This window comes from Streptomyces clavuligerus (assembly GCF_005519465.1).
GTDB classification, from domain to species: domain Bacteria; phylum Actinomycetota; class Actinomycetes; order Streptomycetales; family Streptomycetaceae; genus Streptomyces; species Streptomyces clavuligerus.
In genome coordinates this window covers 3710861-3735137 of the sequence record NZ_CP027858.1, presented here as the reverse complement: position 1 = coordinate 3735137, position 24277 = coordinate 3710861, and the positions used below count along the sequence as shown (strand labels likewise).

Annotated in this window: 21 protein-coding genes and 1 tRNA gene; 7 read left to right on the top strand and 15 right to left on the bottom strand. The window is 67.3% G+C overall.

The window, feature by feature from the left end; genetic code table 11:
• Positions 1-76: 76 nt before the first annotated feature.
• Entirely contained in the window at positions 77-421 is a 345-nt protein-coding gene (gene wblA / locus CRV15_RS15640) for a transcriptional regulator WblA (protein WP_003956814.1), read from the bottom strand.
• Positions 422-926: 505 nt separating this feature from the next.
• Here wblA and CRV15_RS15630 point away from each other — a divergent pair.
• Positions 927-3239: a transglycosylase domain-containing protein gene (locus CRV15_RS15630; RefSeq protein ID WP_003960921.1), complete on the top strand. Its 2313-nt coding sequence runs from the start codon at positions 927-929 to the stop codon at positions 3237-3239.
• A 92-nt stretch (positions 3240-3331) separates the two neighbouring features.
• Here CRV15_RS15630 and CRV15_RS15625 read toward each other — a convergent pair whose 3' ends face one another.
• Complete coding sequence (locus CRV15_RS15625; RefSeq protein ID WP_003956817.1) at positions 3332-3796, bottom strand: GatB/YqeY domain-containing protein; 465 nt, start codon at positions 3794-3796, stop codon at positions 3332-3334.
• A gap of 193 nt (positions 3797-3989) precedes the next feature.
• Here CRV15_RS15625 and CRV15_RS15620 point away from each other — a divergent pair, with 193 nt between their 5' ends.
• Positions 3990-4916, top strand: coding sequence for a metallophosphoesterase (locus CRV15_RS15620; protein WP_003956819.1), 927 nt, complete (start codon positions 3990-3992; stop codon positions 4914-4916).
• 112 nt (positions 4917-5028) lie between these two features.
• A tRNA-Pro gene (locus CRV15_RS15615) sits at positions 5029-5102 on the top strand.
• 77 nt (positions 5103-5179) lie between these two features.
• Here CRV15_RS15615 and CRV15_RS15610 read toward each other — a convergent pair.
• Entirely contained in the window at positions 5180-6244 is a 1065-nt protein-coding gene (locus tag CRV15_RS15610) for a site-specific integrase (RefSeq protein ID WP_003956821.1), read from the bottom strand.
• Between CRV15_RS15610 and CRV15_RS15605 the strand changes: the two genes are divergently transcribed.
• Positions 6239-7567: an NsdA family TPR-like regulatory protein gene (locus CRV15_RS15605; RefSeq protein WP_029182961.1), complete on the top strand. Its 1329-nt coding sequence runs from the start codon at positions 6239-6241 to the stop codon at positions 7565-7567. The genes CRV15_RS15610 and CRV15_RS15605 overlap by 6 nt on opposite strands.
• Positions 7568-7632: 65 nt before the next feature.
• Positions 7633-8817, top strand: a complete 1185-nt coding sequence (locus CRV15_RS15600; RefSeq protein WP_009996619.1) for a serine hydrolase domain-containing protein — start codon at positions 7633-7635, stop codon at positions 8815-8817.
• Here CRV15_RS15600 and CRV15_RS15595 read toward each other — a convergent pair.
• The 3 genes from CRV15_RS15595 to CRV15_RS15585 all read right to left on the bottom strand — a co-directional run bounded on the left by CRV15_RS15595 (position 8814) and on the right by CRV15_RS15585 (position 12189).
• Positions 8814-10508, bottom strand: a complete 1695-nt coding sequence (locus CRV15_RS15595; protein WP_003960926.1) for an ISAzo13-like element ISScl2 family transposase — start codon at positions 10506-10508, stop codon at positions 8814-8816. The two genes, CRV15_RS15600 and CRV15_RS15595, sit on opposite strands and share 4 nt — an antisense overlap.
• 146 nt (positions 10509-10654) lie before the next feature.
• Positions 10655-10978 (bottom strand): hypothetical protein, encoded by a 324-nt coding sequence (locus CRV15_RS15590; protein ID WP_003956824.1) that lies wholly within the window; start codon positions 10976-10978, stop codon positions 10655-10657.
• Positions 10975-12189: a Shedu anti-phage system protein SduA domain-containing protein gene (locus CRV15_RS15585; protein ID WP_003956825.1), complete on the bottom strand. Its 1215-nt coding sequence runs from the start codon at positions 12187-12189 to the stop codon at positions 10975-10977. Before CRV15_RS15585 ends, CRV15_RS15590 begins: the two co-directional genes overlap by 4 nt.
• 600 nt (positions 12190-12789) lie before the next feature.
• On the opposite strand from CRV15_RS15585, the gene CRV15_RS15580 reads away from it, so the two are divergent.
• Together CRV15_RS15580 and CRV15_RS15575 are read left to right on the top strand one after the other, a co-directional pair.
• On the top strand, positions 12790-13920 hold the full coding sequence (locus CRV15_RS15580) for a toll/interleukin-1 receptor domain-containing protein (protein ID WP_003956826.1): 1131 nt from the start codon (positions 12790-12792) through the stop codon (positions 13918-13920).
• 204 nt (positions 13921-14124) lie between these two features.
• Complete coding sequence (locus CRV15_RS15575; RefSeq protein ID WP_009996626.1) at positions 14125-15879, top strand: CDP-glycerol glycerophosphotransferase family protein; 1755 nt, start codon at positions 14125-14127, stop codon at positions 15877-15879.
• Here CRV15_RS15575 and CRV15_RS35945 read toward each other — a convergent pair.
• The 9 genes from CRV15_RS35945 to CRV15_RS15530 all read right to left on the bottom strand — a co-directional run bounded on the left by CRV15_RS35945 (position 15819) and on the right by CRV15_RS15530 (position 24116).
• Entirely contained in the window at positions 15819-16091 is a 273-nt protein-coding gene (locus tag CRV15_RS35945; RefSeq protein WP_029182962.1) for a hypothetical protein, read from the bottom strand. The genes CRV15_RS15575 and CRV15_RS35945 overlap by 61 nt on opposite strands.
• A gap of 690 nt (positions 16092-16781) precedes the next feature.
• Positions 16782-17237 (bottom strand): hypothetical protein, encoded by a 456-nt coding sequence (locus CRV15_RS15565; RefSeq protein WP_003956832.1) that lies wholly within the window; start codon positions 17235-17237, stop codon positions 16782-16784.
• 3 nt (positions 17238-17240) lie between these two features.
• Positions 17241-17480, bottom strand: a complete 240-nt coding sequence (locus tag CRV15_RS15560; protein WP_230864137.1) for a hypothetical protein — start codon at positions 17478-17480, stop codon at positions 17241-17243.
• A gap of 122 nt (positions 17481-17602) precedes the next feature.
• A complete protein-coding gene (locus CRV15_RS15555; protein ID WP_003956834.1) occupies positions 17603-18355 on the bottom strand; it encodes an IS630 family transposase in 753 nt (250 codons plus the stop codon).
• Between the two features lie 2 nt (positions 18356-18357).
• Entirely contained in the window at positions 18358-18663 is a 306-nt protein-coding gene (locus CRV15_RS37885; RefSeq protein WP_003956835.1) for a helix-turn-helix domain-containing protein, read from the bottom strand.
• Between the two features lie 266 nt (positions 18664-18929).
• Complete coding sequence (locus CRV15_RS15545; protein WP_003960928.1) at positions 18930-20069, bottom strand: hypothetical protein; 1140 nt, start codon at positions 20067-20069, stop codon at positions 18930-18932.
• 14 nt (positions 20070-20083) lie between these two features.
• Complete coding sequence (locus CRV15_RS15540; RefSeq protein ID WP_003956837.1) at positions 20084-22045, bottom strand: hypothetical protein; 1962 nt, start codon at positions 22043-22045, stop codon at positions 20084-20086.
• Positions 22042-22833, bottom strand: coding sequence for a toll/interleukin-1 receptor domain-containing protein (locus CRV15_RS15535; RefSeq protein ID WP_003956838.1), 792 nt, complete (start codon positions 22831-22833; stop codon positions 22042-22044). Before CRV15_RS15535 ends, CRV15_RS15540 begins: the two co-directional genes overlap by 4 nt.
• A gap of 50 nt (positions 22834-22883) precedes the next feature.
• A complete protein-coding gene (locus CRV15_RS15530) occupies positions 22884-24116 on the bottom strand; it encodes a helix-turn-helix domain-containing protein (RefSeq protein WP_307786281.1) in 1233 nt (410 codons plus the stop codon).
• Between the last annotated feature and the right edge of the window lie 161 nt (positions 24117-24277).

The window sequence follows — 24277 nt, the reverse complement described above, 5'->3', positions numbered from 1 at the left end:
GGATGGCTCGACGGACCGACCGCGGATGGCGCACCGACCACTCGGCGGACGGCTCCGGTGTGGACCATCCGGATGGTCATCCCACCGCCGCATAGGTTTCATAGGTCTCGTCGTCATCGAGCCCGACGGGCAGAATGCCCACGCCGCGTTCGTACTCCGTGCGGGCCGTCTCCAGCAACCGGCGCCACGAGGTGACCGTAGGGCGCCTGCGCAGAAGGGCGCGTCGCTCCCTTTCGGTCATTCCACCCCAGACACCGAACTCCACTCGGTTGTCGAGGGCGTCGGCCAGGCATTCGGTCCGCACCGGACATCCGGTACACACCGCCTTGGCCCTGTTCTGCGCTGCCCCTTGTACGAACAGTTCATCCGGATCGGTAGTGCGGCAGGCTGCCTGCGCACTCCAGTCGGTTACCCAGCCCATCCCGGCGCCGTCCTCTCCCGAATCGAGGCTCCCCCACGGCGGCAGCGGCATATTCACCGCTGCCAGTTGAGGACGTTACGGAAGGCGGACACAGCGCAACACCCCCTTCGGGCCCAATCTTGAATGGCCCGAACGGACTATGCGTGCGCTTCAGATCACCCAGGGGAGTGATCAGAAGACATAGAGGGCAGGGCACCCATAACCGCACATACCACCCCACCGAAGACGTCAGGCGGACGGAACATAGCGGAGATTTATTGGGAACTCGGACACGGACTGGTGGATTCCACTTCCCTGGTCACTCCTGCCGTAGTGACTATGCGGCACACGGGAGCGAGATCAGGCCACCCCAGGAGACTTGCTACGAAATTGCTACAGACACCCTGTGACCTGGTACGGATTCCAGGAATACCCTGATACAAAACCGCACTGATGTGACAGTTGAGAACAGCTTAGGCCACGGCCTATCCCTGTGTCCGGCGAACGAGAACGTAGGCTTCCATACATGTCGAAGAAGCGCTCCGGTGGTGGGCTGACCGGGACCCAACAAGCCGCCAAATTCCTCGGTGTCAGTGTGCTCGCGGGAGCGGTGCTGGCGGGCATCGCCATGCCCGCCGCCGGGGTGCTGGGGCTCGCCGCCAAGGGGACGGTCAAGGGGTTCGACGAGATCCCCGCCAACCTCAAGCGGCCCCCGCTCAGCCAGCGCACGACGATACTGGACGCCGACGGCGAACAGATCGCCTCGGTCTACTCGCGGGACCGCACGGTGGTCCCGCTCCAGGACATCTCGCCGTATATGCAGAAGGCGATCGTCGCGATCGAGGACTCACGCTTCTACGAGCACGGCGCGATCGACCTCAAGGGTGTGCTGCGCGCGCTCAACAAGAACGCGACCAGCGGCGGCGTCGCCGAGGGCGCGTCCACGCTGACCCAGCAGTATGTGAAGAACGTCTTCGTCGAGGAGGCGGGCGACGACCCCGCCAAGTTCGCCGAGGCCACCCAGCAGACCCTCGGCCGCAAGATCCAGGAGCTGAAGTACGCGATCCAGGTCGAGGAGGAGCTGGGCAAGAAGAAGATCCTGGAGAACTACCTCAACATCACCTTCTTCGGCCAGCAGGCCTACGGCGTCGAGGCCGCCTCCAAGCGCTACTTCTCCAAGCGCGCCAAGGACCTCGCCCTGGAGGAGGCGGCCCTGCTCGCCGGCCTCGTCCAGTCCCCCAGCCGCTACGACCCGGTCAATGACTCGGAGGAGGCCCGGAAGCGCCGGAACGTCGTCCTCCAGCGGATGGCCGACGTCGGCGACATCACCCGGGCCGAGGCCGACCGGGCCAAGGCGGCCGAGGTCAAGCTCAAGGTCAGCAGGCCCAAGAACGGCTGTATCACCGCCGTCAACGGCGCCGGCTTCTTCTGTGACTACGTCTACAAGTCCTTCCTGAACAACCCCGCCTTCGGCAAGACCCGCGAGGAGCGGGTCAAGATCTGGAACCGGGGCGGTCTGACGATCAGGACCACCCTGGACCCGCAGGCGCAGGCGTCCGCCCAGGAGTCGATCAAGGACCACATCTACCAGTCCGACAAGGTCGCCACCGCGGTGACCATGGTCGAGCCCGGGACCGGCAAGATCCTGGCGATGGCGCAGTCCCACCCGTACGGCTTCCAGAAGAACGAGACGCAGATCAACTACTCGGTCGACCGGAAGGACGGCGGCTCGGCCTACGGCTTCCCCGTCGGCTCGACCTTCAAGCCGTTCGTCACGGCGGCCTTCGTCGAGGCGGGCAGGCCGCTGTCGCAGGTGTACCCCTCGCCGTACTCCATGCCGTACCCGTCCTCGATCCCCGCGTGCGACGGCAAGATCTGGACGAACGACCGGCAGGACGTCCTGGAGAACGAGAACACCTCGGAGGTCGGACCGTACGACCTCAAGGAGGCCATGGAGCTGTCGGTCAACACCTACTTCGTCGAGATGATCGACGACATAGGGCTCTGCCCGGTGGTCGACCTGGTCGACAAGATGGGTGTCGTCCAGGGCAACGGCGGCAAGATCCCGGCGGCACCCTCACCGCTGACGCTCGGTTCGACCGGTATGTCCCCGCTGACGATGGCGAACGCGTACGCGACCTTCGCCAACCGGGGCGTGTACTGCACCCCGACCGCCATCTCCTCCATCCGCACGGCGGACGGCAAGGACCTGCGGGTGCCGAAGAGCAGCTGTGAGCGGGCGATGACGGAGCGGACCGCCGACACCGTCAACACGCTGCTGAGCGGGGTGGTCTCGGACGCCGGTACCGGCTCGCTCGCCGGTCTGGGCAGCCGTCCCAACGCGGGCAAGACGGGCACGACCGACGGCCGGAAGAACGCGTGGTTCGTCGGCTACACCCCGAACCTCTCCAGCGCGGTCTGGGTCGGCGCGCCCACCCAGCAGGTGGAGATGTTCAACATCAGCATCGGCGGCAACTGGTACCCGAAGGTCTACGGCGGCGAGGTTCCCGGACCGATCTGGCGGGACGCGATGAGCGGGGCCCTGGACGGCAGGGACGCGCCCGACTTCACCAAGGTCTCCATCCCGGACCGGAAGGCCCAGCGGCCCGGCGGCAACGGGAACGACGGCGACACCGACAGCGGGTCCGACGGCGGCTTCGGCCAGGGCACCGGCGACGGCAAGCCCGGCGACCAGGAGCCGATCCCGGGGATCTCCGTGCCCGAGAACGGGATCGCGGGCAGTGACGGGGACACCGGCGGCGACGGCTCCGGGTCCGATGGCGGCTGGGGAGAGGGCGACGGAGACGGAGAGGGCGGCCTGAACGGCGGCTGGGACTGATCCTCGTCCGCACCACGCCATGAGCGAGGGCCCGGACCCCTTTCGGGGGCCGGGCCCTCGGCACGCGCGGCGGGGCCGATCCGGCCCCGGGGTCAGCCCGCGAGCAGGCGCTTGACCGCGGCGGCGACCCGGCCGCCCTCGGCACGGCCCGCCACCTTCGGGTTGACGATCTTCATAACGGCGCCCATGGCGCGCGGACCCTCGGCACCCGCGGCCCTGGCCTCCGCCACGGCCTCGGTCACGATCCCCGTCAGCTCGTCGTCGGTGAGCTGCTGCGGCAGATACCCGTCGAGCACCGCACCCTCGGCCCGCTCGCGCTCGGCCTGCTCGGCCCGGCCGCCCTGGGCGAAGGCGTCCGCGGCCTCCCGGCGCTTCTTCGCCTCCCGGGCGATCACCTTCTGCACCTCGTCGTCGGAGAGCTCACGGGCGGTCTTGCCCGACACCTCCTCCTTGCTGATGGCCGCGAGGGTCAGCCGGATCGTGGAGGAGCGCAGCTCGTCCCGCGCCTTGATGGCGGTGGTGAGGTCGTCGTGCAGCTTGGACTTGAGCGTGGTCATGTGAACAAGTGTGGCAGGTGACGAATGCCGCGCGCCGCGCATTAAGCACCGGGCGGGCTCCCTTCGTCGCACCCGCCTCGTGTACGGATCTCTCACCCTCTCCGCCACCCTCGTGTACGGATCTCCCGTACGAAGATCAAAAAACCCTGCCCGGCGCGGGAGGCGGCCGAAGGGGTCTGCGACCATGGACGACATGCGCGCACGCTATGGAGTACCCCTGGCCATCACGGCGGTCGGCGCGGCCGGTCTCGCCTACGCCGCCGGCTTCGAGGCCCGTTCCTTCCGGCTCCGGCGACTGACCGTCCCGGTACTGCCCCAGGGCATGCGCCCGCTGCGGGTCCTCCAGGTCTCCGACATCCACATGGTCAGCGGCCAGCGGAAGAAGCGCGCCTGGCTCCAGTCGCTCGCGGGGCTCCGTCCCGACTTCGTCGTCAACACCGGCGACAACCTCTCCGACCCGGAGGGCGTCCCCGAGGTCCTGGACGCGCTCGGTCCGCTGCTGGAGTTCCCGGGCGTCTATGTCTTCGGCTCCAACGACTACTACGGGCCCAAGCCCCGCAACCCTGCCCGCTACCTCCTCGAAAAGGCCCAGGGCCGCCACGGTCTCAACGGCAACGCGCCCGCCACCGGAGTGATCCACAACCCCTGGGAGGAACTGCGGGACGCCTTCGACAGCGCCGGGTGGGTCGGTCTGAGCAACACCCGGGGCCGCCTCAAGATCGACGGCCATGAGCTGGCCTTCACCGGTCTGGACGACCCGCACATCAAGCGCGACCGCTACGAGGAGGTGGCCGGCGGCCCCGAGAAGGACGCCGATCTCTCCCTCGCCGTGGTCCACGCCCCCTATCTGCGCACCCTCGACGCCTTCACCGCCGACGGCTACCCCCTGATCCTGGCGGGCCACACCCACGGCGGCCAGCTCTGCATCCCCTTCTACGGCGCCCTGGTCACCAACTGCGACCTGGACACCGACCGGGTCAAGGGCCTCTCCACCCACACCGCCGGGGAGAACACCTCCTACCTCCACGTCTCCGCGGGTTGCGGCACCAACCGCTACACCCCGGTCCGCTTCGCCTGCCCCCCGGAGGCCACCCTCCTGACCCTGGTCCCCCACGTCTGACACCCCGGGACGGGGCCCACGGCGAACGGCAGCGGGCCCCGCGGCGAAGCGGATTTCGCCTGGGAGCGCCGGTGGGCTAAAGTAATCGATGTCGCCACGGCAGTGGCGACATCGGGGTGTGGCGCAGCTTGGCAGCGCGCTTCGTTCGGGACGAAGAGGTCGTGGGTTCAAATCCCGCCACCCCGACAGCTGAGTAGCAGGTCAGAGGCCACCTACAAATTCTTGTAGGTGGCCTCTGGCGTTGTGCGTGACTAACTGCGTGACTACCGCTCCGGGGGCGGTGGCGTGCCGAAGATCCCGTCCATGGCGACGGCCCCGGTCTGGATCACCGGGCGGATCTGCTTCCGGTAAACCACCTCCGTGACGGCCGTGCTGGAGTGGCCCACGAGCCGGGAGATCTCCTCCAGCGGGATGCCGCGATCCGACAAGATCGAAACGAAGGACGTCCGGGTCTCCCGCGTTGTCCAGTCGTCCGGCTTGATCTCGGTTTCAGGCATCTGGATTTCGGGCATCCGGGCGGCTCGCGCGAGGACCTTGCGGAACTCGCGCCGGACGTTCGCCGCGTCCAGCTCCGTGCCCACAGCCGAGGTGAAGACGAGTCCATTCTCCTGCCACTGATCACCGGCGGCGACCCGCTGCCGGCCCTGGCGCTCCCGCTGAATCTTCAGGGCGTCGATGGCGCGGCCGGGCAGAGCAAGGGTCCGGCGGGACTTCCGGATCTTGGTATCCCCGGTGCTGCGGACCGATCTCCAGACGGCGATGTGCGGCGGAATCTCCGGAACGGCTTCCGGGTCCCCTTCGAGGTCGACGTAGTCCCAGCGCAGGGGTCGCATTTCCTCCGTGCGTCCACCGGTGAGCAGCGACACCACGAAGTACGCGTACAGGGCAGAATCCTCAGCCGCTGTGAGCACGGCTTCTGCCTGCTTGAGGGGCAAGGACTTGGACGGCCGACCAAGGCGCCCGGCGGGGATCGAGCACAGTTCCACGACGTTCCGCTTTACCTTGTCCCGGGCCATGGCTCGCTTGACCGCGCGGTTCAAGCACGAGCGGATCGCTTCCAGTGAGCGAGTGCTGAGGACCTTGGCCTTGGCCGCAAGCCAGTGGTCGACATCGTCCGCACTGAGATCACGGAGTTTCCGGGACCCCAGGGCCGGAATGACATGGGTGTTGCACAGGATCGTATTCGTCGTCACCGTGCTCGGGTCCCGGCCCGCGAGTCCGTACGCGAGCCAGTCGGTCACCGCGTCCTTGACCGTGTAGCCAGTTGGACCAATGGAATGCAGTCCACGGCCGCCCTGTTGGGATACGGCAGGAGTGATGACGTGCACGGTGAGTCCTTAGCTGTCCACCCCTTGACCTTCGTCCGCCAGTCGCGCGGGTGGGGGAAGGCCGAGTTCGCGCGCCTCATGCAGGCGCGGGGGAAGCTCCTCGGCATTCCCCTGGCGACGAACCGCACGACGGTCTGGAAGTGGGAGCAGGAGCCGGACGCGGACGCTCAACGGGTACTCAGCGATCTGCTGTCCGTGCCGTACGAACGGGCTCGGGTGGAAGGGTGGCCTCGGTGGCTTCCGGTCTGGGAGGTGACGGGGCTCACCGCGCCCTGGACTGAGGCTGGCACCGTCGAGGCGCTGGCCGATCTTGTGGGGAGTGGACGGTTGGACCGACGGGGCTTTCTCACCATCACCGGCGCCACGCTGACAGGGCTCGCTGCGAGCTGGGTCGAGGCACCCTCCGCGTTCGCCTCGGCGATCAACGGCGACCGCGTCACCGACGTGATGGTCTCGACGATCGAGCAGCGCGTCAGCACCCTCCGTACCCTTGATGACCAACTGGGAGGCGCCCGGCTGCTGGAACAGGCACGAGGTGACCTCTCCCTGGTCACGGGCCTGCTCAGCGGCGGCCGGTACACGGACGACATCCGTGTCCGCCTGTACGCGCTGGCGGCCCGGGCCTCGCACCTCACCGGCTGGATGGCGTACGACGCGGGGCTGCGGTCCGCAGGGCAGCGGTACTACGTCGGGGCGCTGCGCAGTGCCCGTACCGGCGGGGACGACGCCTTCGGGGCCTTCATCCTGGCCGAGATGGGTGTCCACGTCTCCGAGGCCGGGCGCACGGCTGAGCGGGTCGATCTGATCTCGACCGGCATCGACAACGCTCCGCGCACATTGTCGCCCTCCGCTCAGTGCTTCCTCTATCTGCACAAGGCCGAGGCGCTGTCCCGCGACGGCGATCACCAGAGGGCCGGCACGGCCCTCAACCGTGCCGCTGCCCTCTGGGAGCGCCAGACGGCGGGCGATGCCCCGGACTGGTTCGGCGAGGGCCAAGTGAAGTCGACGGAGGGCAAGGTGCTGCTCCGCGCGGGCCAGGTGGAACGGGCGACGCGTTCCCTGGAGACCTCCGTCGAGAGGGCCGCGCCCCGGGACAAGGCCGTTCGCTCCAGTCGGCTGGCGGAGGCCCGGCTGGCTGGTGGTGACCTGGAGGGAGCGTTGGACGCCGCGAACTACGGGGCCGCGCTTCTGGAGGACAAGGTCAGCTCGGTGCGGGCGCTCGAACGGCTGAAGGAGTTCTCCGCGCAGCTCGAACCGCATAGGGCCGTTCCGACCGTCCGGGAGTTCCGGGAGCGTCTCCAAGCGGTGCCCGCCGCAGCCTGATCGTCCCGGTCTCCGTGCGGGCTCGCCCCTCCGAACAACGGTCCGGGGGTGTCAGGATGGGCGGCATGACGGTGATCAACGGTGAGGTAGCGGCAGGGTTCGAACCGGTACGGGACGCGTTCGCGGCGAACTTCGCCGAGCGCGAGGACATCGGCGCGGCGGTCTGCGTCTACCAGGACGGTCGGCCGGTGGTGGATCTGTGGGCCGGAGTCACCTATCCGGACACCGGTCGACCGTGGGAACGGGACACGCTCCAGCTCGTCTACTCGGCGACCAAGGGCGCGACCGCCACCGCAGCACATCTGCTGGCCCAGCGGGGGGAGCTGGACCTGGACGCACCAGTGGCCGAGTACTGGCCGGAGTTCGCCGCGAACGGCAAGGCGGAGATCCCAGTGCGCTGGCTGCTGTCCCACCAGGCCGGCCTGGTGGCCCTCGACCAGCCGGTACCGCTGGACGAGGCACTGGCCTGGCACCCCATGGCGGCGGCCCTGGCCGCCCAGCGCCCACAGTGGGCCCCGGGCACTGCGCACGGGTACCACGGCCGGACCTGGGGTTGGCTGGTCGGCGAGGTGATCCGCCGGGTGTCGGGGCGTTCACCGGGCCGCTTCTTCGCCGAGGAGATCGCCGCCCCGCTGGGGCTGGACTTCTTCATCGGCCTGCCGGCCAGAGAACGGAACCGGCTCAGCCGCATGGTGTACCGGAAGCCGGACGTCGACCTCACCACCGTGCCCGAGGAGTCGATCCCCGAGGAGCTGCGCGACCTCGTCGCCGCCTGGCGCGACCCGAACTCGCTCAGCAACAGGGCGTACGCGGTTACCGACCCCGCGAACATCGACTTCGACTCCCCCGATGTGCAGGCCGCGGAACTCCCCTCGTCCAACGGTATCGGCACCGCACGCGGGTTGGCGCGCATGTACGCCGCGTTGATCGGCGAGGTGGACGGAGTACGCCTGTTCACCCCGGAGACGCTGGCTTTGGCGACCGAGGAGCAGGCCAGCGGGCAGGACCAGGTGATGCTGGTGCCCAGCCGGTTCAGCACCGGATACATGCTGCCCACCGCGACTATCCCCATGACCGGCCCAAGCGCCTTCGGTCACACAGGCCGCGGGGGCTCACTCGGCTTCGCCGACCCGGAGCGTGGCACCGGCTTTGGCTACGTCATGAACCACGTCATCGGAGGAGCCGGCGACATGCGTGCTACATCGTTGTCCGAGGCAGCACGAGAATCGTTGGGGCTTGCAGATCATTAACTCGCTGTCTTGATCTTTGTCGTGGGGGCGGTGTCGAGGCGGGCGGCGAGGTGTGCAAGGTCGTCCAGGGTGGCCAGTGGGGTGGTGGCGGGTTCGATGGTGTGTCCGATCTGGTCCAGGAGCCGACGGGTCTGGCTGATGGCGCGGTTGAGGGTCACGGGTGTGACGGTGAAGAGCGGGGCGATGACGACCTGGGGGAGCTTGAACCGCTGGTAGAGGATGGTGGCGAGGAGCCGGTCGACGAGGGTGAGACCGGGGCGCCGGCCCGTGTACAGGCCGGCGGCGGGTACTTTCTGCCGGTCTCCGCCGCGTCGTTGGTGGAGGTCTTCTTCCCGCTGGAGTTCGCGGGCGGCTCTCAGCTGGGTGATCAGCCGGTCCCACTGGTCGGGCTGCAGGCCGGTCAGGTCCGGGTGGACGAGCCAGGCGCGGTCGGGGCCGGGTAGGTCCTGGGGTGGGATGGGCGGGGTGCCGTCCCGGCAGTATTCCTCGGGGCGGAGGGTGTAATTCCAGTCGCCGTGCCACTCATGACGGGCCAGGGGAAGAGCGTCCAGTTGCCGGTCGACGACGCGGACTCCGGTGGCGTAGGTGGCGCTGTCGAGTTCGGCGTGGACTTTCAGGCCGGTGCGGGTGGTGGTCGCGGCGATGGACTGCACGATGACCTCGTGGCTCGTTAGAGGCCTGCCGCGCCAGTTCATGGTGATGTGGGAGAACAGCCGGTGCTCGATCCGGTTCCATTTAGACGTGCCCGGAGGAAAGTGACAGACAGTGATGTGCAGGCCTGTTTCCAGTGCCAGGGAGGCGAGTTCAGCTTTCCAGGCGCGGGTGCGGTAGCCGTTGGATCCGCCGGCGTCGGCGGTGATGAGCAGGCGCCTGGCCTGCGGGTAGTCCTGCGTGCCGCGGGCTTTCCACCAGCGGCGGATGGATTCGACGGCGAAGGCAGCGGTGTCGTGGTCAGTGCCGACGCTGACCCAGCCGGTGTTCGCGGCGAGGTCGTAGATGCCGTAGGGCACGGCCTTGCCGAGTTCCCTGTCCGGGAAGTCATGGGTGCTGACCCGCTCGGGGTCGCCTGCGGGCCGCCACTCCCTGCCGCCGTTCTTCAACGGACCCACGACCTCCTTCTTCTTCGTATCGACGCTGATCACGGGATCGCCGACCGCCTGGTGGTCCTTGGCCTGGTCGTTGATGTAGCGGAACTGTCCGTCCCGGTCGGGGTGCTGCTTGCCTTCGATGACCTTGGCGTTGCCCTGGAGGCTGAAGCCTTCCTCGCGCAGCACGTCGGCGACGGTGTCAGCGGATATCCGGTGGCCCTGGCGGGTGAGCTCGGCGGCCAAATGGCGGGTGGACTTCGTCGTCCAACGCAAGGGTGACATCGGGTCGCCCCGCACGTCCGGTTCCACCAGGGCCAGCAGTGCCGGGCGTAGTCCCGGGTCCAGGTCGACCACCCGCTTGCGGCCACCACCGACCCGGCGTACCCGCCCCAAGGGGGCCTCTCCGGAGTCCAGCTCGGTGACGCCCAGTGACACCGTTGCCTCGCGCACGCCAGCGGCACGGGCGACCAGCCTGATTCCGCCATGACCGATCGACCGGGCCTCGGCCGCCAGCAGCAGACGGCGCTGGCGCTCATCCAGATGCGGCAACAGCACCGTGAACTTCGCCGCCAGCGCCACCGCTATGTCTTCGATCGCTTCCATACCACGCCAACGACCACCGAACCGGGAAGCTACGCGTTAATGATCTGCAAGCCCTTGGCCTGAGATTTTTGGCACAACCGGGGAGATTGCGCGAAGTCTGCAGTGCCAGTCCTATGCAGTGAAACCTCGACCTGCTTGTTTACACCTCAGGTGCGCCCCGGGCGCAAGTGCCGGGAGGCTGCCAGACAGGAGGACAGCCATGTCGCCTCAGAGCGGTTGATGATCAGGTCGGCCACAGTGATCATCCCTTCCAAGTCTCCGCCAAGCCGTATTGAGTGATCGCCAACCCGGACCATCTCCCAGTCTGTGTCGCTGTGCCAGAGTCCGGCGGTCTTGTCGCCCCGCCGCTGAGCGAAAACGAGTTCCTCACCATGTTCATTCATGAAGTAGCCGACATAATCTTTGCCGCTGATCGTGCCACCGCAAAGTCTTGCCAGAAGCGGCTCGATCGCGGGAGAGTCGTCGCTCATGCGGTGTATCCCTCAGCTTGGCCGGAGACGTGCTCAGCCGACGAGAGCGCCAGCATCCGCTCCGCAGACTCCAGCAAGGTCTCGTAGGTGATCACTTCGATACGTGCCAGATGCGTGTTGTAGGTCCGCAGCGTGTCAGCGACCTCCTGAGGTGTGACCCCTCCACTGACGTACTGCGAGTGTCCGATCACGACAGTCGCGGAAGCTCTGCGCGTGTCGACCCCGTACCGCGCAAGGATGGTTTCACGGCCCTCGTCCAAGATCCGTAGATAGTTCTGCGTCTGCGAGACCGCGTGGTGGACCGGGGCACCCAGCATGAGTTGACCACTGGGCCGGATAGCCAGTTTCTCTATGTTGGCGCGCTTGAGTTCCACCACGTGCAAGGAGCCATCCCCTCGCAGCAGCGGAATGTCGAGAATGGTGTCCGGTGTGTACTGCCGACGGGCCAGCTCAGACACGAAGGCACCACCGAAGATCCACTCCTGGTTCTTCAGACAGGCATGGATGACAGTCTCAGAGCTATCGGGGCGGTCTACTGCGGCACGCAGGGATGCGAGGCCAGCCCGCCTGGCCCGCAGCTCCAAGAGCTGAGCCAGCATTCCGGCGTCTGCGTCTTCCAGGAACTCATTCATCATCCGGGCGGTCTCAGCGGAGGCTGGTCGGGGCAGATCTCGCAGGATCAGCTCCATATGCCCGAACTGCTGAAGTCGTTTGAGGTACTTGGCGGGCAGTTGGATTCCGCCCTCGCCGTCTCCGATACTCAGATGGTTGGTAGATCGGGCAATGCCGCGGAAGAGAGCAAGGGCGTCGGTGACACTCGCATCGGGATTCTCGGCGCATAGCGCTTCAAGGGCAGACACGGCTCGATCAGAGCCCATGGCAGCCATACGTCGCATGAACTCTTCGCTCCGCTGCCGCGCCTTCGCGTCGTAGTAGTGCTCAACGGTGTCGAGGAAGAGTTTGCCGCCCGCGTACCCGGCGAATCTCTGGAAGCGCTGAGCAAGCGGGAACTCTTCATGGAGCAGGCATGCTTGGGCCACGTCCTCCAGAGCGTTCACCAGCGGTCTTCCCTTGCCGTAAGTTCCGCCGTAGCCCTCGCCCATAATCCGCAGCACAGTGTCAATCCGCTCATGCACTCCAGCATGCTCGGTAAGTTTTCGCGCTTCTTCGACCATGATCTTGAGCGAGAAGCTGGACCGGAATATCGCCATACCGGGACCTTAGAGGTCGGCACTGACAACCACGGTTCGCAGGAGGAGGTCCACACCCGAGCCAGCCGGTCCACATCTGCGAAGGCCTCCTCGTGAGCGAGGCCATGACACGAGACGACCGAAGCCGACGGCCATCACCGCCAGGATCCATGTCGCGAGGTAGCGATCGACGAAGAAGAGCCCCGCTCGCGACCAGGACGCGCAGCCGCCGGTCCCGAGAGCTGGGAGCCATTGGGGAGCCGACTCGCTCCCCAAGCCACCGTGAGACCACTCCACGCCTACCCGCACCAATACCCTGGCCAGGAGAAACACCGTCCAAGCTGGTGCCGAGCTCCGCCGAACCTCATTCGGGACGAAGAGGTCGTGGGTTCAAATCCCGCCACCCCGACAGAGAAGTACCGCATCAGGGCCGCCGACTCATATGAGTCGGCGGCCCTGATGCGTTGTCGGCGCCCCACCCGTGCGACCACCGTTCCAGGGGCGGTGGCAGGCCGGGGGTCCTGGACCTGCCCCTGTCGCCCGTCCGCTCACCGGGCGGGTCGGCTTCTGGGTTTGGCGGACCTCGTCTCTGTGATCTTGACGGGACCCTATGCTCCAGCCATGAACGCAGAGAATCCTGTGGGGTTTTGGAGCTACTCGCACCGCGATGACGAGCTCGACGGCGGGCGGATTCGTCGGCTCGCCGAGTCGATAGCCGGAGAGTTCGAGCTGATCACGGGAGAGCGGCTGCGCGTTTTCGTGGACAACAGGTCGATCTCCTGGGGGGAGGTGTGGCGGGAACGAATAAATACGGCACTGACCAGCACTACATTTCTGATTCCCGTCATCACTCCGGCCTTCCTCAGGAGCAAGGAGTGCCGGCGGGAGGTCACCACGTTCTCCCGTCACGCCGAAAATCTTGGGCTGCAACAGCTCCTGCTGCCGATTTATTACAGCAATGTGCCGCAGCTCAGAGACAATGCGGCGAATGATGAACTCATCTCTCTCATCACAGCTCGGCAGCGGGTCGACTGGCGTGAACTCAGACTTGAGGACGAGACCTCCGCCCGGTACCGAAGGGCCGTGCACGAACTGGCCGTCAGGCTGAGCGGCATCGTTGAGGACGCCGCCACCCCGCCACCGCCACCGGTGCCGGTGGACGAGGGTGACGACCCGCCCGGGGTGCTTGAGACCATGGCCGAGATGGAGTCCGCGCTTCCCGCATGGCAGCGGACCATCGAAAACTTCACGGCGGCCGTGTTGGAAGTGACCGAGCTGTCCTCCTGGGCGACCGGGGAAATGGAACGGTCCGATGCACGGGGAGCTGGATTCTCAGGGAGGGTGCGAATCGCTCAGGAACTGGCGGACAGGCTCAGGGCACCTGCGGAGGAAATGGAATCCTTGGGTGCGAAATACACGGACGAACTGCATACGATCCACGCAGGGATCTTCAATTTGCTCCGAGGGCTTGAATCAGGACCGCAAGAGGTCAGGGCCGAGCGGGATGCAAGAGAGTTTCTGGAGCAACTGGGAATTCTCATCGATGCAGCCAAAGGGATTAATTCGCATCTGGAGGGCTTCGCGGGTGAGATCCGCGAGGCCGCGGGAAGCAGTCGCCATATCCGCCCGTTGATGAACACGGTCGGTGCGGCGGTTCAGCAGGTCCTGGACGGTCGGAGCGTCATCGGGGAGTGGAGACGCGCCCTCGACGGTCTGACCGATGAGGCAGGGGGCGCGCTCGGTGGAGAATGAGCCGTGTGGTGGGAGAGGGCGGTGAAACGATTGCCAGACATCCATGGGCATGCTAGGAGGCTGCCCGGGAGCCGGGAGCCGGGAGCCGGGAGCCGGGAGCCGGGAGCCGGGAGCCGGGAGCCGGGAGCCGGGAGCCGGGAGCCGGGAGCCGGGAAGGCGTCTGAGCAGGGGGTATGCGATCCTGCCCGCAGGCGGAGGTACGCAATGGAGTCCGACGAGCGCATTCTCGTCCCCGTAGGGCATGACGCCACCCGCTGGCGGACCTTCGGCGGCGAGCGGACGGTGGTGGTCGCCGCGCGGACGGTGACCTCGCTGGTACGCGTGGTGGACGTGGTCCCCGAGATCCTGCACGACGATCCGCGGATCGCCGTCGTGTTCGCGTACGACCCGACGTCCGCCTTCAACGACGGAGTGCTCGATCTGCTCCGCTCGCTGGGCTGCCGTACGCTGCCGTGGCCCCAGCTCGCGGAGATCACGCCCGATCTGCTGATATCCGCGTCCGAGAACATCAAGGTGCCGCCCGGCCGCTATCCGGTGCTGGTGCTTCCGCACGGAGTCGGGTTCCAGAAGCAGGTGCCCGACTCCGCCGGGCCGGGCACCCGGCTCTCCGGGCTGGTCCACGACGAGTTGCTGGCGGCCCGGCGCGCCTGGCTCGCGGTGTCCCATCCCGACCAGGAGTCCCAGCTCGCGGCGGCACACCCCGGCACGGTCGGCAGGACGGTACTGGTCGGCGACCCCTGTCTGGACCGGCTCCGGGCGAGCGTCCGGTGGCGGGAGCGCTACCGTGCGGCCCTCGGCGTCCTGCCCGGTCAGCGGCTGGTCCTGGTGAGTTCGACCTGGGGTGAGGAGTCACTCGTCGGATCGTGGCCGGGGCTCCCGGCGGAGCTGCTGGCGCAGCTCCCGACCGACGAGTACCGGGTGGCGCTGGTACTGCACCCGAACATCTGGTCCGGTCATGGCGCCTGGCAGGTCCGGGTCATGCAGCACAGCGCCCTGGAGGCGGGCCTGATCGCCGTCGACCCCACGGACGGCTGGCAGCAGGCCCTGGTGGCCTCGGACCTGGTGATCGGGGACCACGGCTCCGTGACGCTGTACGGGGCGGCGCTCGGACGGCCCGTCCTCCTCGGCGCGTTCGGGTCGGAGGCCGTTCCCGGGACGGCGGGGTACGCGCTGCGGTCGGCCGCCGCGCGGCTGGAGGCGGGACGGCCGTTGCCGCCGCAGGTGGAGGCGGCGGTGGCCGGGCACCGGGCGGACCGGTTCGACGAGGTCGGTGCGGCGGCCTTCGCCGAGCCCGGCGAGGCCCTGCCGCGACTGCGGGAGCTGGTCTACGAGCTGCTCGGCCTGGAGCGGCCGAAGCAGCCGGGCCGGGGGCCACGGACCTTCCCCCTCCCGGCCCCGGACACCACTCGGGCCCGATCGCTGATGGTGCGTACCGCTGTCGTGCGGGACACCGGGGGCGAACTCCATCTGGAGGTCAGCCGCTTCCCCGCCGCGCTGGCCGGGGAGGCCGCGGAGGACGAGACCACGTTCTGGCATCTGGCCTGCGATGTCGACGAGCCGGACACCCGTCTCACCGAGAGTGCCACGGTCGTCAGCTCGGCGTCGGAGGTGCTCCCGACCGAGGCGGCGCGGCGACGTGTGGCGTCCGTCCTGTCCGATTTCCCCGGGGCGCGGATCGCCGCGCTGCCCGGGGAGGACGGCTGCGCCGTCGGGACGCGCGACGGACGGCTGGTGCAGGTCCGCGCCGTCGACGGGCCGAGTCCCGACCCGGGCTCGGCCGCGGCGGCGGTCTACGGGTGTCTGCGCCTCGGTGTGCCGCTGGGGGCCACCGCGGTGGTCCTGGTCCATGGGGCCCGGCGGCAGCGGCTGCTGCTCCGCCCGGTGCCGCCGCCCGGGGATCAGCCCGCGGTGAGCCGGGCCAGGACCTCGGCGGCGCGGGGGCTGCCACCCTCCTCGTAGACCGTGAGGGCACGGCGCAGACAGTCCCGGACGGCCTCCGGGTCGTCCAGCAGGTCCGCCAGGTCTTCCAGCGCCCGGGCCTCGCCCCGCTCCTCCTCGGCCTCCTGGTTGAGAGCGAGTACCTCGTTACCGAGTCGCCAGACATCGACTTCAGCTCTCCCGAGATCCAGGCCACGGGACTCCCCTCGCTCGGCAATGTCGGCACTGCGCACGGGCGGGCACACATGAACGCTGAGCTGATCGGACGGGACCAGGTGATGGTGGTACCGAGCCGCTTCAGCTCCGGGCTCATGCTGCCCACCGACGCCGTTCCCCTGGCCAGACCAGCCATGCAGACCGAGGCGGCTCACTCAGTTACGTCATGAACCACATCGCCGGAGGAGCCAACGACGTGCGTGCGGCATCGCTGGCTGAGGCGGTACGAAGATCGCCGACCTCAGTTCCTGGGCGCGACCGGGGGGATTCCGTGAACCTATGACACCCCGGCTCAACCCAGTGGGTTCTGGCCTGCTGTACGCCTCAGGCGCGAGACTGCCAGGCGGGAAGACAGCCATGCCGCCTCGGATCGGTTGATGATCAGGTCGGCCACAACGATCATCCCTTCCCATTACTCCGTCAAACCGTATTGGTTTGATCACCAACCCAGACCCATCGCCCAGTCCACGTCGCCGTGCCAGAGTCGGGCGGTCTTGTCGCCCGGCCGCTGGGTGATGACGAGTTCCTCGCCGTGCTCGTCCATGAAATAACCGCCGTAGTCCTTGCCGCTGATCGCCAGCGTAGATTATCGCCAGAATCGGCTCGATTACGGAAGATTCGTCGTTCATTCTGTATACCCCTCAACGTGCCAGGTGCGTGTTGTAGGTCCGCAGAGTGTCAGCGCAGCCTCTTGAGTTGTGACCCCCTCACTCATGTCCTATGCGTGCCCGATCACGACAGTCGCGGAAGTTCTGTGTTTTTCGACCCGTACCGAGCGAGAATGGTTTCACGACCCTCACCCAAGATCTGTAGGTAGTAGAGCTATCGGGGCGATCCACCACGGCACGCAAGAAGGCGAGGCCCGCCCGCCTGGCTCGCAGTTCCAGCAGTTGGGCCAGCACTCCGGCATCTACGTCTTCCAGGAACTCACTCATCATCCGGGCGGTCTCGGCGGAGGCCGACCGAGGCAGATCCCGGAGGATCAGCTCCGCGTGCCCGAACTCCTGGAGGCGCTTGAGGTATTCGGTGGCCAGTTGGACTTCGCCCTCGCCATCTCCGATATCCAGATGATCGACAGACCGGGCGATGCCGCGGAAGAGAGCAAGGGCGTCGGTGAAACCCGCATCGGGATTCTCAGCACGCAGCACCTCAACTGCGGACACGGCTCAAGCAGATCCTATGGCATCCATCCGCCGCATGAACCTCTCACTCCGCTGTCGCGCCTCCACGTCGTAGTAATTCTCGACCGTGCCGAGAAAGAGCTCGCCGCCCACGTACCTGGCAAATCTCAGGAAGCGCTGAGCAAGCTCAAAATCCTCATGGAGCAAGCACTCTTGGGCCACGTCTTCCAGAGCACTCACCAGCGACCTTCCCTTGCCGTACGCCCCGCCGAGGCGATCACTCATGATTCGCAGCACCGCGTCAATTCGTTCATGCATGTCAGCGTGTGCGGTGAGTTTTCGCGCTTCTTAGACCATTCTCTTGAGAGAAGCTGGACCAGAATATAGCCATACCGGGACCTTATTGATCAGAAACCCAAGGGGTTCTCGTCCAAGACGTAGCGGACGTGGGGACCAGCGAAGTAGCCACGGACGATGTGTGGCTGACGCTGGCACCTGTGGAAGAATCTGCGGGTTTCGGCGGCGAGTTCGGTCTGGTTCCTGGCCCGGTGGGTGTGGGGCAAACTGCGTTTGAGGTCGGCGTTGACCACCTCGTCCGGGTTCAGTCCGGGTGAGTACGAGGGCAGAAAGTGCAGCTCGATCTCGTCCTTGTGGCCGTCGAGCCAGGCCCGGACGGTCTTCGAGCGGTGGGCCGAGTGCCGGTCGACGACCAGGTGGACCTTCCGGTCGAAGTGCCCGACGATCCGGGCAAGGAAGCGGCACATGACCTTCGCGTCGAACGTCTCGGTGAAGACCATGAAGTGCATCCGGCCACGAGTGCTGATCGCGGACATCGCGTTCACGGAGAAGCGGTTCCCGGTGCGGCGGACGACGGGAGTCGCGCCTTTGGCGCCCCAGGTGCGGCCGGTGACCTGGTCCGATCGGACCCCGACCCGGTCGCCGAAGAGAACCTCGGCGTTCTCCGCCTTCGCCTTGGCCCGAATCGCCGGCCAGGTCTCCTCATGCCAGACACGGACCGCTTCCACGTCCTGTTCGACCGCCCGTTTGTCCGGACGCTGGAAGGTCAGCCCCCAACGCTTGAGGTACTTGCCCACCCCGGGCTCGGTGAAGCGGATCCGGTACAGCTTGAAGACCAGCTCGCCTATCTGCCCCGTGTCCACAACTAACCGGAAAGTCCCAGCCCGGAGGGGATGTGATCGAGGACGGCCTGCCGGACCGCGGCCTGTTCGGCCTCCGACAGGACCTGATGCTCACCCACACGGCGGCCTCGCGGGCGCGACAGCAATGCGTCCCGTCCGCCGGTCTGCCACTTGCCCCACCAGTTGTCCACAGTCCTGACCGAGACCTTGAACAGGGCGGCAACCTCCATCCGGTCCCGCCCCTCCACCAGCGCCGACACCGCCAGCAACCGCACAGCCTCCTGCGCGTCCGACGACCAGGCCCGCGCGTCCCCCACCAGATCACTCACACCCCATCAACGAGCCTGAACTCAAAGCGTTTCGGATCAATAGAGGTCTGCACTGACAACTACGGTTCGCAGGAGTCCAAGCAGGAGACCCACGTCCGACCAGTCGGTCTGCCACCCAACCTCGCGAGCCACGCCTACCAACACCAGCACTGCGTCGTGGGTTCGAATGCCGCCCTCCCCTGTCAGAAACGTCGGCTCAGGAGCTTGATCCATGAGAGTGGATCAAGCCCCTTGCACTGTCCGTGATGATGGCCGACCAGGGGCGGTCAAGACTCGTCGCCTCCGGGTGTTCCCTCGTGGCCCGGACGATGGCTCTCTGGGGGTTCCGGCTCGGGCCAGGAGGAGCGCGGGTCGGTCGGGATGGTGGCCGCGGGGGGCTCAGGGTCGGGAGCAGGACTGTAGGGGGTGAGGTGTTCCCGCAGGTGTTCGGCGGCGGTGGGACGATCGGCGGCGGCCGTGGAGCGGATGAGGCGGTGGACGAAGACCGAGCGTTCGTCGGAGCCCTCGGCCAGGTCGAGGGTCTCCAGCAACTGGGATGTATCACGAAGCAGAGGGTCGACGGTCATGCCATCCTCCGGAATGCGGGAAGACGCTGTCGGGTCGTCCGATCGGCCTGGACTCTCCCAGCGAGCGGCCGGTGGGGGCACCAGGTGCCGGAACAGCTCCGGGACCTCGGCGTTGTTGGACGCGGCAGACAGGCAGGCGAGTGGACCGATCAGATCCACCGCTCGTTCGACCTCATCGTCGTGCTGGGCCAGCCACCAGGTCACCGCGCTGCCCGGGGTGCTCAGTATCTCCGTAGCGAAATACTCGCGTTTATCCCGTTCATACTGCCGTTCATGATGCCAGGTGGCCTGGGTCTTCCTCAGCGTCGCGAGATTCTCCAAGCGCTCCCGGTCCCCTGCGACCAGAGCGAGTGTGACATGGGATGCCATGGCCGTGACCGCAAAGGAGTCGTCGGGGGCAGGGGCTCCGAGTGCACCTTGCAACCGGTATCTGGCCGAATCCCAGTGGCCCGGATGTTCACCACGGGTGATGCTCTCTGCCCGGCTCAGGATGGCGGCGACCGCCTGAGCCGACCAAGCGGGGGTCTCACCCTGCCGTTCCCCGAAGGGCCGCCACCAGATCGAGGCGGAGAAGCGGAAGTCGTAGTCGGCCACCGCGCTCGGAAGCGCAATGTTCTCCACATGCACCACTTCATAGGGCGAGTCCGTAGGGAGAGCTGGTTCCGGTTCCGGGGCGGCGGTGGGAGACCGGTTGGCCCGCCACAGGCCGATCGCGCCGATCGCTACCGCCCCTAGGAAGATCCACGGCCAGATGGGCGACTCCTGTGCGGCCCCCGTGCCGAAGAGGATCAGGCAGAGGGCGGCTCCGAGCCCCAGAGATGGTCCGTTCCTGCGATGCATGAATCGCTCCTGATTCAGAAGGATGTGCTACTGCCACCTGCGGAGCCGACGCCCTGCACCCTGTCGATCATGCTCCAGAAGAGCGTGGCGGTCGCCGCACGGTGATCCGGATGCCGTCCCGGGGTATGGAGAGCCGTCGCGGCCCAATCGCAGGTGATCGCGTACAGCCGGTTGAGTACATCGTTCCGGCCCGAGGCGGCGTCCAGCAGGACCCCGAGGGCGTGATGCCTTCCCTCGTCCGTCCGGAGGGCGGAGAGCCAACGCCCCACAGTGGGGCTCCATGTCTCCACTGGTCCTTCGTCCATGACGGCGGTCCAGAGCTCGGCGAGCTGCGGCCAGGGTTCCCTGGCCCGCAGACCCAGGGGCTCCACGAGGTCGAGATAGAGCTCCAGATTCGCATGACCATTCGAACTCTCCGGGGAGAGGAGACGCCCGGTCAGCCGGGCGCGCAAACGGCGGCTCCCCCGTGCGAGTTCCAGCAGGGCCGTACGGGCCTCCCCGATCTCCTCCCCACCCGGTCTGAGGGCAAGATGGTGCAGTCGCACCAGCGCCTGAGCGGGGTGGGTCGAGGCCATCACCTGTCGGCAGACCTCGGTCAGCACCCGCACGAGGTCCGCCGACAACGCAGTGCGTCCCGCGGCCCATTCGTAGGTCTGGGCGCGGAACCGCCCCCCGTAGCGTTCGTGTGCGAGCCCGCGTTCCAGAGTGGATGCCGCCTCCGCGTTGAGCGACATACGACCCCCCGGACGGGTCCATCGCTCGACGAGACTCCAGAGGTGGTCGGGCCGACCCGCGCCCAGTGCCTGCTCGGCGAAGCGCTCGACCAGGTTCATCCGGTCGTCACGCGTCAGGTCCGGAAGCCGCGCGGCGTATTCGACCCAGTCCCTCAGGCCATCCCGCAAGTCAGGGAAGTTCTTCCAGAAATGGGTGCGAATCGCGCTGTCGTAGGCCAGTCGCTCGAACCCAATCCTGCCTTCGGTGTCGCGACGGATCTTCAGCGACTCCAGTTGTTCACCCAGGTCCGACTGGGCGAGGCGGGGCATCTCGTCCCCCGCGTGGTCGAGCGTTCTCAACAGACAGTCCGAGCCGTGGAAGACCGCGTCCGCGGACGCACCACTGAACATGGCGGCGGTGAGCAGCATCGCCCTTTCCTGCACCGTGCGGTGGGAGCTCACCTGGCGGGCCGCCTCGCCGGCCCAGTCCGTCACCGCGGCCATCGCCTCCGCGCACCATGCGGAGAAGTGGTTGCCGTGCCGGCCGCTGTCCCTCGCCCGGCGAATCAGGTCGGCGAGCTTGGCCAGCTCCCGCATCGGTGCTGTCACCAGGAAGTGGCGCAGCGCCTCCTCGTCCGTCTCCTCCCGGGTGAACGGGATGCCGTCGAGCCGCAGGTACAAGCGGAGGACGGCTGCCCCGCGGGGGCGGCCCAGGTGAACGACCAAGGGCCGGAGGTCGGTGTCGAGCAGATGATCCAGACCGTCGGGGAGTACGACGGCCATACGGGCGCTGGATTCCTCGACCGTCGAACGGTAGGAGGCCAGGAGTCGCTGCGCGCCGAAGTAGTCGGCGTGGGAGACGTTGGAAAGATCAAGAAGGTAGTGGTCGGACGGGCCCGGGTCGAGTCGTCCTTCTCTCTGCTCGGGCTCCGCGGACAGCTCCTCCAGTCGGCCGCCGTCCCCGCAGGATCGGTGCAGCAGCATCGTGGCCGCCGCACGGCGCCCGCTGCCCCGAGGGCCGTCGAGCAGGACCACCGCCCCGGGAGCGGACAGGCGTTCCAGCGCGTCATAGAAATGACGGGGAGGGGCGAATCGGCGACGGAGCAGCCGACGGCGCTGGAGAGAGATCCGGCGTGGGTCGGGCCCTCTCCTGGTCAGCCGTCCGAAAGCGTCCTCGGAGATCCAGATCGGGGCGTTGAACTGGGGGCCGTTGCCACTGTGGACGGGGCCCCGCGGTTCGTTGACCGAGGTGCCGCCGGTCACCGGCCCTCGTCCTCGTGGCGTGGCTCACGGCCCGAGGACTGCTGCACCGTGCCGGAGTTGTCCCCCGCGACATAGCTGACACCCATCCCGTCTCCGGAGAACCGAGGACCGTTGTGCTGCTCGCCCTGGCCGGTGTGGACCGGCCCCCGGGGTTCGTTGACGAAGGTACCCAGGTCTCCGGCGAGGTGGCCGATGCTGCCCCGTAACCGATGGCTGACATCGCGGGCATGGCTCTGGGTGCCCCGGACCTCTCCGGCCGTGTTGCCTACTGGTGCGGTCGTCGGCTCCTCGGGCGGATGTGGCCGGTCACTGTCGGCAGCCGCCAGTTGAGGCACCAGGTCGGCGAGGTCATTTGCCAACCGGGTGAGGTCGCTCCGAGAGTTACGGTGACTGAACCGGCAGTACTGGTAGTCCGCCAGGTCCGCGAGTTCGGGTGGAAGGGCTTCACTGTCCAGGCGAGTGGCCCGGCCCACCAGAACAGGGATGATCAGGGCACTGCTCTCCAGTGCTGTCAGGATCTCCCGTCGAATCCAGTCCTCCGGGTCGTCCAGCGCCCGTCCGCCGTTCCTGGATTTCGCCTCGGCCCAACGCTCGCCGATCACCACCAGTACGGCACTGCTGCGGCGGACGGCCGTGAGCAGCTCCTGCGGGTACCGCTGACCGGGTGGGATCGACTTGCTGGCCCGGAACACGCGGTCGCTGCCGAAACGGCGGGACAGCTCGTGCTCGATCAAGGTGGCTGTGGCCTCTTCGTCCCCGGTGCGGTAGTTCACGAATACGTCGGGCATGCTCGACTCCTTGTTCTGTGTCGGGGTGTCGTCGTGGTGCCGCGGTTCTCTCAGCGAGCGGCGGCGGGCCTGAGTGCCAGTGCCAGCGCAGGCTGGAGGTCACGGACAGCCCGGTTGGCACGGAACCGTGTCAGTTCCCGAGCGAGCCGGGAGAGGTCCGTTCGAACCGTGGCGGACGGCGCGGTGGCGACGATGTCGAGCAGTTCTCCTGCGATATCGCAGCCATGCTCGATCTCACCGTTCGCAACATGGGCCAGCGCCCGCCGCAGTCCGTATCTCGTCCGTGTGCGGAACGCCTGCCGGGGAACACGGAGGCATTCCCGGTCCAGCACTTCGGCGGCTTCTCGGGGCCTTCCGAGATCGTGAAGGCACCAGCCGGTGATCATGGTCACGGGGTCGGACAGATGAGAGGTGCCGATCACGGGCCCGGGGTCGCGCTCATGGAACGCAGAGGTGAAGAGCAGCCGGGCACGGTCGAGGCTCTCCCGACAGGCGTGTTCATCTCCGGCCAGAGCATGACCCTGTGCCTCACGCTGCGCTGCGAGCGCACGGATTCTGGGCGGCAGCCCGCTGTCCTGTGCCCCCCTGGCAAGGTCGACGGTGTGCTGTGCCTCGCCGGCGTAAAAGGTGACCAGAGCACGTCGTACCAGCGCATACGAGGAGAGAGCACGGTCTCCGCCTGCCTGGGCCAGGGCGACAGCGTCCGCCGTCCACGTGAGCGCGGTCTCGGTGTCACCGCTCTCCTGTGCCATCCACCCGGCGTACTCCGCGAAACGGGCGGCGAGGACGAGGAGCTGAGATCTCGCCCCGGCCCCTCCCCGGGCGGCAAACTCGGTCACGGTGTGGGTCTGGGTCTTCAGCAGCGGCAGGAGCAGGGCCGGATCGGTCCGCTGGCCCAACTGCCGCATCTGGTCGAGCTGTGCGCGGAAGGCAGCCACGACGCCGCCTTCCTCGTCCCGGAGGTGTTCGACCGCGGTCGGGGTCGGGGCGAGGCCGGTCAGTGTCCCGCTCCCCAACAGAGTTCCCGTCCCGGCGGCGAGCAGCTCCCGACGGCCCACTCCGCGCCGTCCACCTGTGGTGTCCCCACTGCTCCGGGCAGACGATTTCTCGGCCAGGGACTGTAATCGGCCATCTGCGTTCAGTGTGGAGTCGGCCCGCCGGGCCAGATGGACCGAGGCCCGCCGCAGACCCCGCTCGACCTTGCTGAGATGAGCTTTGTGATACCCCACCAAGGTGGCGAACTCCCTGAGGGATATTCCCCGTTCCTGCCGTAGACGTCGCATTTCCGGACCAAAAACTAATGACGCGCTCATGCCAACATGCTCCTTGCAGGGCATACATCGTCCAACGATGAGGGATGAGGGTGGGGATTCGGCGCGGCCCCGCCGTTCCAGCCATGAGTCTGGCACGAAGAATGTCCCCACGCCCGCGGTCCTGAAGGGTT